Source organism: Flavonifractor hominis (assembly GCF_040095835.1).
GTDB classification, from domain to species: Bacteria; Bacillota; Clostridia; order Oscillospirales; family Oscillospiraceae; genus Flavonifractor; species Flavonifractor hominis.
On record NZ_JBBMFT010000011.1, the window covers coordinates 55,137 to 64,634 of the forward strand.

Sequence of the window (9,498 nt, forward strand, 5' to 3'; positions counted from 1 at the left end):
CACCTGCGAAAGCAGGTGCTTTTTTTTGCCGGTCAAGGGTCGGACGGAGCGGGGTGGGAGGTCTGCCAGCGCACTTCCCCCAGGACCATGACCAGGGAGACATGGATCGCGTCGTCGAACAGCAGCAGGTCCGCGTCCTTTCCCACGGCCAGCGAGCCCTTGTGGTCAAAGACCCCCGCGTTTCTGGCCGGAGTGGCGCTCATCATCTTGACCGCGTCGGTCAGGGGAACGCCGGCCAGCTCCACCATGGTGCGCACCAGACGGTCGGCGGTGGCCACGCTCCCGGCAAAGGCGCTGCGGTCGGGCAGCTTGGCCACGCCGTCCTCCACCACCACCGTGGTGCCGCAGGTCCGGCTGTCGTACGTGCCGCCGCCGCTCAGGCCGGCCGCGCCGATGGCATCGGTGACCAGGCAGATCCGGTCGGGACCCTTGAGCTTGTAGATCAGCCGGAGCAGGCTGGCAGGCAAATGTTTGCCGTCGGCGATGACCTCCACATACATCCCGTCCAGCTGGTAGGCGGCCTCCACGATCCCCGCGTAGCGGTAGGCGTTGATCCGCCGGACCGAGGAGGTGCAGGAGTAGAGGTGGGTCACCGTGTCGAAGCCCCACTCGTAGGCCTGGACGGCCTCGTCATACAGCGCGTCCGAGTGGCCCATGGACATGCGCACCCCGCGCTGGCGCAGGCAGCGGGCCATCTCCATGACCCCGGGCCGCTCGGGGGCGATGGACCAGCGCAGCAGGTTGGGACAGGCGTCCAGGATGGGAAGGTATTCAGCGGGGTCCGGGTCGCGGACGTATCGGGGGTCCTGGGCCCCGCGCTGTTCATAGGCGAAGTAGGGGCCCTCCAGGTGCAGCCCCAGGATGTTGGGCCCGTCCTCCATGGCGGAAAAGGCGCGGGTCATGTGCGCCATGGCCTGGCGGAAGGCCTCGGGATCGGCGGAGGAGGTGGTGGGCGCCATGGAGGTGGTGCCGTGGCGCAGATGGGTCCGGCAGGCGGCCAGCACCTCGTCGGGGCTCCGGGCCATGAACTCACCGCCGCCGCCGCCGTGGACGTGCAGGTCGATGAAGCCGGGGGAGAGGTACCGGCCCCCGGCGTCGATGCACACCTCGCCGGGGCGGGGAGGCCGGCCGGGGCCCTCGAACAGCTCGGTGATCCGGCCCCCGGACACCGCCGCGCCCCCCAGGGGGAGCAGGCGCTCCTGGGTGATCACCCGGGCGTTGCGGATCAGATAATCGGCCATGAAACACCCTCCTTTACAGCAGCGCGGCGCTCTCAGGCTCCAGGTAGAGGTGGGCCTGAGGGTGGGTGCGCAGGATGGAGGCCGGGCAGGCCTCCGACACCGGGCCGTACAGCGTCTCCCGCACCGCCTGGGCCTTGGCCCGGCCGGGGACCACGCAGACGATGAACCCGGAGCGGAGGATGGCGGGGACCGTCAGGGTAAAGGCATGGCGCGGCACCGCCTCCAGGGTGGCAAAGCAGCCGTCGTGGACCTGCTGCATCCGGCAGCGCTCATCCAGCGCCACCTGCTTGACGGCCTTGGGATCGTGAAAGTCGGCCACGGCCGGGTCGTTGAAGGCGATGTGCCCGTTCTCCCCGATGCCCGTGCAGGCGATGTCCAGCGGATACTGCTCCAGAAGGGCGGCGTACCGGGCGCACTCCGCCTCCGGGTCCGGGGCGTCCCCGTCCAGGTAGTGCACCGTCCGGAAGGGGAGCCGGTCGAACACCGCCCGCCGCAGAAACTGCCCGAAGCGCTGGGGCGCCTGCCGGGGCAGGCCGATGTACTCGTCCATGTGCAGGGCGTTCACCCGCTGCCAGGGTACGTCGGAGAAGCTGCACAGCGCGTCCAGAAATTCGTTTTGGGAGGGAGCGGCGGCAAAGAGCATGTTCACCTGCTCCTGCTGCCCCAGCAGCCAGAGCAGCCTGTCATGCACCAGGCCGGCCGCGGCCCGCCCCATCTCTGCCCGGTCCGGTTGACAGGAGACGGTCAGGCAGGGGGCCTTTTGAGAGTGTACCATCATCGCTCGATGCTCCTTTTTTAGAGGTTTTAGAACAGCAGAATGGCTTTGCCGGCGTACTGGTCCACCAGGCGCTGGTTGAACGCGTCGCCGCCGGGCAGATTGCCGCTGCGGAGGATGGGCGGGGTATAGCCCTTGGACACCAGGTAGCGGCAGGTCTCCATCACCAGATAGTTGGCCGCAAAGCAGTTGCAGAAGGTGGAGGTGGGGCCCACGTTCTGCTCGCAGCCCTCCAGGGTGAGGATCGCGTCGCCGTAGGGCAGGTGGTTGTCGATGAAAATGTCCACCGATTCGTACAGATTCGCCCCGGTGGGGTGGCGGGAGGGGTGGTCCTTGGGCAGCCGGTCGGCAAAGGAGCGGGAGGTGATGGCGATGGACGTCACGCCCCGCCGCCGGGCCTCCAGCGCGCAGTCGATGGTCATGCAGTTGACCCCGTAGGCGTTGATGATGAGCAGTACCTCACCCTCGGTGGCCCCCACCCGGTAGGAGTCCAGAACGGGAATGGCGTAGCCGGGGGTGCGCTCCACCCGCATGGAGCGGAAGCCGCCGTGGCTGAGATTGGTGCCCGGGTCCAGGATGGCGTTGATGCAGGCAAAGCCACCCGCCCGGGAGAACATCTCCTCCACCGCCATGTTGGAGTGGCCGCCGGGGCCGATGACGTGGATCACCTGCCCGCGCATGATGGACTCGCCCATGGCGCATGCCGCGCGGGAGACCGCCTCCCGCTCCCCGGCGATGGCATCCAGCAGCCCGGAGATGGTTTCCTTATAGGTGATGACAGGATCGCTCATAATGACAGACTCCTTTCCGTGTCCGGGGCAGGCCGCCCCGGTGTTTCTTCGGCCGATGCGTGAAAATAGAAGAGCTTGATCCAGGGACAGGTCTCGTCCCGCCGGATGGCGTGGTACACGCCGGGCGGCGCCAGAAAGCAGCTGCCGGGGGAGAGGGGGAATTCCACCTGGCCCACCCGGGCGGCGCCGGTGCCCTCCAGGACGTAAAAGCCCTCCTGATCGTCGTGGACGCCCCCCTGGAGATAGGCGGTCTGCCGGTAGTAGAGCACACCGGCCCGGCAGCCGGCCAAGCCCCCCTGGGCCGGACCCAGCAGAGCCATATGGTCGTGGTGGGCAAAGCGCTCCAGCGCGCCGGACGATTCATGGGTGCATGCTTCCATCAGGACAGCCCCTCCTTGTCCGGCCCGGCCGCCCGGCGGCCCAGCAGCGTACACAGCGCTCCCTTGAGCTGCCACAGGAGAAACACGCTGGAGAAGGCCGCCATCACCGGCAGCGCCAGGTAGGCGTATCCCGTGGGCCAGCGCAGGGAGGTGTAGACGATCTTCATCTTGGTCATGGCGGTGCCCCAGCCCATGGGGATCAGCACCAGGAAAAACGCCAGCGTCAGCGCCAGGATCACCACGTCCACCAGCGCCCCCAGCCGCGGGGGAAACTGGTTGCGGATGAAGTCGATGCGCAGGTGCTCACTGCGGTAAAAGGCCGCGGACATGCCGAAGGCCAGCATCCAGCAGACGGTGAGCAGACAGAAATCGGTGCTCCACAGCAGGGAAAAGCCCAGGAAGGTGCGGCACACGATCTCCGAGAGAATGACCACAAAGATCAGCAGAAACAGCAGCGCGGCCAGCAGCTCCAGCAGGCGGTAAAGACCGTTGAGAAACCGTTGCATGCTTCACACCTCCTCTAAAAAATCAGGTTGGGCAGCGCTGTGACGATGGGCGGGATATAGGTCGCCAGCAGCAGCACGCTTATCATGGCCAGGATAAAGGGCATGCAGTTTTTGGCCAGCGTGTCGAAGGGGACCTTGGAGAGCTTGGCCTCCACGAAGAGCAGGCCGCCCACCGGAGGCGTGACCAGACCGATCATCAGGTTGACCACCACCACCACGCCGAAGTGTACCGGGTCGATGCCCAGGCCCTCCGCGATGGGGAGCAGCACCGGCACGAAAATGGTCATGGCCGGGATGGCGTCCATCACCATGCCCAGGAAGAAGAACAGCAGCGTGATCAAAAACAGGAAGAAGGCCGGGTGCAGGTGCAGCCGGAGCACCAGATCCCCCAGAACGCTGCCCAGGTTCTCCACCGCGATGATCCAGGAGAAGATGTTGACCACCGAGAACATGGCCATGACGGTGGAGGAGAAGAGCACCGCCTTCTTGAAGGCGTGCAGGATGTCCTTCAGGTGGATGGTGCGGTAGACCACGGCCCCCACAAACAGCACGTAGGCCGCCGCCAGGATGGAGACCTCGGTGATGGTGACCAGGCCCGTCAGCACCCCCACCAGGATGATGAGCGGGGCGATGAGGGACAGCCAGGCCTCCCGCAGGGCGGCCCAGAAGCCGCGCAGCGTCAGCTTGTGCTGGCTGACCTCCACCAGGGGCATCTTCCGGGTCTTGTACCAGCAGATCAAGAAGATGGCCAGACCGATGAGCACCCCGGGGATCAGGCCGCCCATGAACAGCTTGCCCACGGACAGGTTGGTCAGCATGGCCAGAAAGACCATGGGGATGCTGGGGGGAATGATGGGACCCATGGTGGCCGCACAGGCGTTCAGCGCCGCGGAGAATTCCGTGGGGTAGCGGTCCTTCTCCATGGCGGGCAGGAGCACCGAGGAGACCGCGCTGCAGTCGGCCGGGCCCGAGCCGGACACGCCGGCCACCACCATGTTCACCAGAATGCAGGTGTAGGCCAGAGAGCCCTTCACCCGGCCGATGAAAAACTTGGCGAATTCCACCAGGCGCAGGGTCATGCCGGACAGGTTCATAAGATCGCCGGTGAGCATGAAAAAGGGAATGGCCAGCAGGGAAAAATTGGCCACGCCGTTGATCATGCTCTGGGAGACCAGGGTCAGCGGAGCCGCCCCGGTGAGCAGCAGATAGCCCGCCGCCGATACGCCCATGGCCACAAAGATGTTCATACCCAGAAACATCAGCGCGAACATGACGACAAACAGGATCAGAATGTTCATATCTTTCCTCCTTTCCGGGCCGTCGGCCCGGGCGGCGGACTTCAGCTCTCGTAGGACTGCTTGAAGGCCAGAATGGTGTCGATGGTGCCGGTGGGCCACAGCTCTCCGGCCGCGTCGAACTCCTCATACACCGCGCTGCCCAGCTTGTCCTGGATGGAGGCCACGTCCACCTCCACCTCGGTCATGTTTTCCCGCAGCACCGCCATCACGTCTTCCATCTGCTCGGCGATGAGCGTCTCCTCGGTCTCCACCGCCTTTTCCGCCGCCGCCCGCAGCACCTCCTGCTGGTCGGCCGACATGGCGTCCCACACCGCGTCGCTGATGAAAATGGCGCTCACGTCCCGGATGTAGTCGGTCTGCATGAAGTAGTCCTGCACTTCATAGAAGCTGCTGGTGGCTACCGTCATGAAGTTGTTCTCCTGGGCGTCCGCCGTGCCCTGGCGCAGGGCCATGTACAGATCGTTGAGGGCGATGACCACCGGCTGCGCCCCAAGGCGCTTCATGGTCTCCTGCACCAGCGGGGACTCCGCGGTGCGGATCTTCAGCCCCACAAAGTCCTCCGCGCTGGCCACCGGCCGGTTGGCCGTGAGCTGCCGGGGCGGAAGCTCGCCCCTGGCCATCAGACAGCGCACGCCCGAGGTGTCCGCCGCCTCCTCAAACCAGGTCTGACAGGCCTCGCTGTCCAAAAAGGCCTGCAGCTCGTCGTTGTCCTGCCAGATGAAGGGCGCGGACACCGCGTTGAAGCGCTCGGCCCCCGACATCCAGGCGTAGCAGGAGAGGGTGTTGTACATCATCTCCACCGTCCCGTCGGTCATGCCGCTGAGCAGGTCGTTGGAGGTGCCCAGCACGCTGTTGGGATAGACCTCCACGGTGATGCTGCCGCCGGAGTTGGCGTTGACCTCTTCGGCAAACACCTTCATGGCCTGGGTGGCCGGGTCGTCCTCGCTCTTGATGCCGGCCAGCTTCAGATGGAATGTGGCCTCCTCCCCGCCGGAGGGAGCGCCGCCGGGCGCTCCGCAGGCGGACAGGAGCAGAGCGGCGGACAGGAACATACCCAGTAATGCTGCAGATCGTTTCATTGCGTTGTTCCTCCTTTGTCATAAAAAAGTGGGGGGATGGTTCCTTCAGCTGACTCCAGTATAGAAGAGTAAACGTATTCTGTAAATAAAAAATGTCACGTCATTTTTTGATAAAAATCGACCGATATATTATGCTATATGCACACAAAAAAGAAATTTTTCTATATCTTTTTCTGCAAAACGTGGAATAATAAAGAAAAAGTATAGAAAAAATTCTCTGTTTTTTTACTTGAAGCCAGGGGATGAATTTGATATACTGGTCAAAACAGACGGAAAACCAACGGGAAACGGAGGGCGTTATGAAGCTGCAGAACGGGCGCAAGATCGCCAACATCCAGGACATCGCCCGGGCGGCGGGCACCTCCATCGCCACCGTGTCCAGGGTCCTGAGCAACGCCGATTATCCGGTCAGCCCCCTGCTGAAGGAAAAGGTCCTGGCCGCCGCCAAGGAACTCAATTACACCCCCAACCTGCTGGGCCGGATGCTCAAGTCCAACAACAACACCGCCATCGGCGTGGTGGTGCCCAATTTGCAGAACCCCTTTTTCAATCAGGTGCTCATCGGCATCGAGTCGGAGGCCCGGCGGCGGGACTATGAGCTGGTCATCTACAGCTCCCACCGGGACCCGGCCCAGGAGCGGCAGAACATCATGGGTATGCTGCAAAAGCGCATCCTGGGGCTCATCCTCTTTTCCGAGGACCTCTCCTCCGAGACGGTGGAGTATTATGTGGCCAGCGGGGGCTGTGTGGCTCTGCTGGAGGCCAACTTCGAGCTGGAGACCGTCATCCGCGCGGACACCGATTTCGTGGAGGCGGGCAGGATCGCCGCCCGGCACCTCATCGACCGGGGACACCGGCGCATCGCCTTTCTGACCTCCCCGCTCACCAAGCACTCCCGGCGCAAGCTCCTGGAGGGTCTGAAAACCACCTGCCGGGATATGGGCGTGCCCTTTGACGAGCAGAGGGACGTCATCGTCGCCCCCTCGGAGACCGAGCTGGACAGCGGCCTGTATGAATTCGAGCAGGGAAAGTATCTGGCCCGGGAGTTCCTGGAGCGCAGGGACGGCCACACCGCCATCGCGGCGGTCAACGACATCACCGCCTACGGCGTTTTGCAGGAGCTGGCCAGCCAGAAGATCGCCGTGCCTGAGCAGCTCTCCCTCATCAGCTTTGATAATCTGCCCTTCTCCGCCATGCTCTCCCCCGCCCTGACCACGGTGGAGCTGCCCTCCACCGCCATGGGCTCCACCGCCTGCCACCTGCTCATCGACTGTATGGAGGACCCGGACGGGGCGGTGGTGAGCCGGGACCTGGTCTTTTCCTATCCCTGCCGGCTCCGGGTCCGCCAGTCGGTGGCTTCGATATGAGAAAAACAGACAAAAACGCGTACCGCCCGTGGAAACGGGCGGTACGCGTTTTGCTTTGGGTCAGGTGCTGTTGAAGCGGTAGTGAAACGGGTCATGCCGCCAGGTGAGCCGGCCCAGGGCCGGCGCCCAGCACAGCTCCACATTGACCCCCGGCGGCAGCTCCAGCAGGCAGTGCAGCGCCCGCTCCCCCCGGCGCAGGGTGAGGGCGTACGTCCCCGGCGGCAGCCCGCCGAAGAGCACCGGCCCGCCGCCCCAGGGGGTGCGGCAGGAGCACCAGGACCCCCGGCAGCTGCGCAGGGTCACCCGGTCCCAGGGGCCGGGGCCGGCCAGGCAAACCCGCACCCCGCACAGCAGATACCGGGGGAGCACACACAGCGGCGCATGGGCCTCCCCGCCGGGACGCAGGCAGAAGGGCCGGCCCGCCAGCAGCACGCGGCCCGGGGGGATTACTGCTCCAGCTTGGCTTTGACCAGATACTGCCCGCCGGTCACACCGCCGAAGAGATACTTTCCCGCCGTGTTGGTCTTGGTGACCGCCACCAGCTGCTCGCCGGTCCCCGTCACCTGATACAGGCCCACAAAGCACCCGGCCACCACACGGCCCGCGCTGTCCCGGATGATGCCGCTCACCGTGCCGTTGTAGGTGCGGGCGTCCACGACCATGGACATGGTCAGGTTGGCGATGGAGCCGCCGGTGATGACGGCCGTCATGGTGGAGACCGCCTGGTACCCCTCGGCGGTGGCCAGCAGGGTATACACCCCGTCGGCCAGATCGTAGAAGGCAAACTCGCCGTCTGCGGCCGTGTAGGTGTTGGACACCACGGCGCCCAGACTGTCCTTCAGGGTGATCTTGGCCCCCGCCAGCGGCTGCGCCGTCCCCTCCGGAGACGCCACGGTCAGCACACCGGCGATGGCGCCCAGGGCCAGCGTGGCGTCGGCGGTGCACACCAGGTCGATCTGAGTGGTGGCGCTGGAGGAAAGGGTCACACCCGCCGCGTCGCTGAGCCGGTAGCCCTCCTTCACCGCGCCCAGCGTGTACGTCCCGGCGGGAATGCCGGTGAGCGTATAGGCGCCGTTGGCGTCGGTCATGGTGTGCTGGTAAGGTAGCCCCGCCTGGTCGAACAGCTTGACGGTGGCGTCGGCAATGGGATCGGCACCGTCGGTCACCACGCCGTAGACCGTGGCGCTGGTGGCCGCGGCAGGGGGCAGCTCCAGGTCGATGTTGGCCTCCTGCAGGCCCTGGATGGCAAAGTCCGGGCTGTATTGCAGAGCGAGCAGATCCTGTTTGATGTCAGCCATGAAAATCAACCTCCTGTGTTATGGTGGGGTCGGGCCGCTGCGCTGGGTGGGGCAGCCGATGAGAAACCCCACGCTGCCCGAGACAAAATCGCGGAACTGCACCACCGTGGCGCTGACCGACTCGGAACGGATCAGCGCCGGGTCCCAGGGACACCAGTTGCGCAGCGCGATGAGCGTCAAAAGACAGAACAGCCCGATCCCGGTGGCGGCGGCGATCTGCGGCCGGCAGGCCGACGGATGGGCCGCCGGTTCCAGCGTATGCCCGCCGCCCGCCGCCGGTCCGTCCGGCGTGGGACCGGCGGCAAAGCCCACACTGAGGAAATAGCCGAAAATGGACGCCGATGCGGTGCGGACGATGATGTCGATGCTGTCCCAGGCCGCCGTGGCGGAGGCGGGGAAAAAAAGACTGTAGGCCGACTGCCCCAGCAGAACGGCCATGAACAGCAGCAGGCTCCTGTCCACCGGATGCAGCCGGGACAGGGCGGCCGGGCTCCGTGGTCTGCCGGTCAAGGGAAACGACCTCCTGTCAATGGAATGGTTGCCGGAGAGAGACGGCCCGCCGCGCCCGCCGCTCCCTCCGCTGTCAGTCTATGCCACGGCGGGAAAAAGGGTGAAAAAAGGCGGCCTCCGGAGGATTCCGGAGGCCGCTCTTTTGTATTGCTTGGATGGTCTCAGCCGTTCTGCTCCTGGGTAAAGCGCATGAGCATGGTGGCTACCTCAGCGCGGCTGGCAGTGCCCTGGGGATCCAGAGCGGAGCCGTTCT

11 protein-coding genes are annotated in these 9,498 nt (G+C 65.1%); 1 reads left to right on the top strand and 10 read right to left on the bottom strand.

Features of this window, described 5'->3' with window-relative positions:
• Positions 1 to 32: 32 nt before the first annotated feature.
• The 7 genes from nagA to WMO45_RS12420 are packed head-to-tail and all read right to left on the bottom strand — an operon-like array spanning position 33 to position 6,070.
• Entirely contained in the window at positions 33 to 1,241 is a 1,209-nt protein-coding gene (gene nagA, locus WMO45_RS12390; RefSeq protein ID WP_349141112.1) for an N-acetylglucosamine-6-phosphate deacetylase, read from the bottom strand.
• Positions 1,242 to 1,254: 13 nt separating this feature from the next.
• On the bottom strand, positions 1,255 to 2,019 hold the full coding sequence (locus WMO45_RS12395) for a glucosamine-6-phosphate deaminase (protein ID WP_349141114.1): 765 nt from the start codon (positions 2,017 to 2,019) through the stop codon (positions 1,255 to 1,257).
• A 26-nt stretch (positions 2,020 to 2,045) separates the two neighbouring features.
• The gene (locus WMO45_RS12400) at positions 2,046 to 2,807 is read right to left on the bottom strand and encodes a sugar isomerase domain-containing protein (protein ID WP_349141115.1); all 762 of its coding nucleotides are present in this window, start codon (positions 2,805 to 2,807) and stop codon (positions 2,046 to 2,048) included.
• Positions 2,804 to 3,187 (bottom strand): cupin domain-containing protein, encoded by a 384-nt coding sequence (locus WMO45_RS12405; RefSeq protein WP_349141116.1) that lies wholly within the window; start codon positions 3,185 to 3,187, stop codon positions 2,804 to 2,806. The genes WMO45_RS12400 and WMO45_RS12405 overlap by 4 nt, the downstream gene beginning before the upstream one ends.
• A complete protein-coding gene (locus WMO45_RS12410; RefSeq protein WP_349141117.1) occupies positions 3,187 to 3,693 on the bottom strand; it encodes a TRAP transporter small permease in 507 nt (168 codons plus the stop codon). The genes WMO45_RS12405 and WMO45_RS12410 overlap by 1 nt, the downstream gene beginning before the upstream one ends.
• Positions 3,694 to 3,707: 14 nt before the next feature.
• Positions 3,708 to 4,991, bottom strand: coding sequence for a TRAP transporter large permease (locus WMO45_RS12415; RefSeq protein WP_349141118.1), 1,284 nt, complete (start codon positions 4,989 to 4,991; stop codon positions 3,708 to 3,710).
• A gap of 41 nt (positions 4,992 to 5,032) precedes the next feature.
• A complete protein-coding gene (locus WMO45_RS12420; protein ID WP_349141120.1) occupies positions 5,033 to 6,070 on the bottom strand; it encodes a TRAP transporter substrate-binding protein in 1,038 nt (345 codons plus the stop codon).
• A 299-nt stretch (positions 6,071 to 6,369) separates the two neighbouring features.
• Between WMO45_RS12420 and WMO45_RS12425 the strand changes: the two genes are divergently transcribed.
• A complete protein-coding gene (locus WMO45_RS12425; RefSeq protein WP_349141121.1) occupies positions 6,370 to 7,437 on the top strand; it encodes a LacI family DNA-binding transcriptional regulator in 1,068 nt (355 codons plus the stop codon).
• A gap of 60 nt (positions 7,438 to 7,497) precedes the next feature.
• Here WMO45_RS12425 and WMO45_RS12430 read toward each other — a convergent pair whose 3' ends face one another.
• Genes WMO45_RS12430 through WMO45_RS12440 form a run of 3 tightly spaced genes read right to left on the bottom strand, consistent with a single transcriptional unit; the run spans position 7,498 to position 9,245 of the window.
• Positions 7,498 to 7,869 (bottom strand): hypothetical protein, encoded by a 372-nt coding sequence (locus WMO45_RS12430; RefSeq protein ID WP_349141122.1) that lies wholly within the window; start codon positions 7,867 to 7,869, stop codon positions 7,498 to 7,500.
• 14 nt (positions 7,870 to 7,883) lie between these two features.
• Positions 7,884 to 8,735, bottom strand: coding sequence for an MSCRAMM family protein (locus WMO45_RS12435; RefSeq protein ID WP_349141123.1), 852 nt, complete (start codon positions 8,733 to 8,735; stop codon positions 7,884 to 7,886).
• A gap of 18 nt (positions 8,736 to 8,753) precedes the next feature.
• Positions 8,754 to 9,245, bottom strand: a complete 492-nt coding sequence (locus WMO45_RS12440) for a hypothetical protein (protein ID WP_349141124.1) — start codon at positions 9,243 to 9,245, stop codon at positions 8,754 to 8,756.
• Between the last annotated feature and the right edge of the window lie 253 nt (positions 9,246 to 9,498).